The organism is Paraburkholderia sp. SIMBA_030 (genome assembly GCF_046535245.1).
Lineage (GTDB): Bacteria > Pseudomonadota > Gammaproteobacteria > Burkholderiales > Burkholderiaceae > Paraburkholderia.
The window spans coordinates 1-254 of record NZ_JAWRXB010001087.1 but is presented as its reverse complement, the minus strand read 5'-3'; the positions used below and the strand labels follow the sequence as shown (position 1 = coordinate 254).

General features: G+C 52.0%; 1 protein-coding gene. It reads right to left on the bottom strand.

All coding sequences use genetic code 11. From position 1 onward, the window contains the following. Positions 1 to 89: HNH endonuclease (locus tag SB772_RS43375; protein ID WP_410838945.1), on the bottom strand; the 89-nt coding region annotated here is incomplete at its 3' end. Positions 90 to 254: the final 165 nt, after the last annotated feature.

Genomic DNA, 254 nt, shown 5'->3' with positions numbered 1-254 from the left:
CAGGCGCCGCCGAGGAACTGGGGAATCACGTGCTCCAGTGTGAGATCCTCTTTGCTCTTCGGCTTACGGCAATAGATGCAGACTGTCATTTCTGTGGTGTCAAGAATCACTTTTCGATGAGAGAGGTTTCGGAACGTGACGGAACTGCATCCATCCTTGGACGCTTCTGTAGCGAGCCCTAAGACAAACGCGAGTGTGAACCATTTCTCGGAGTGACTTGCTCGTTCGACTCAGAAGCTACGCGAAAATTGCTC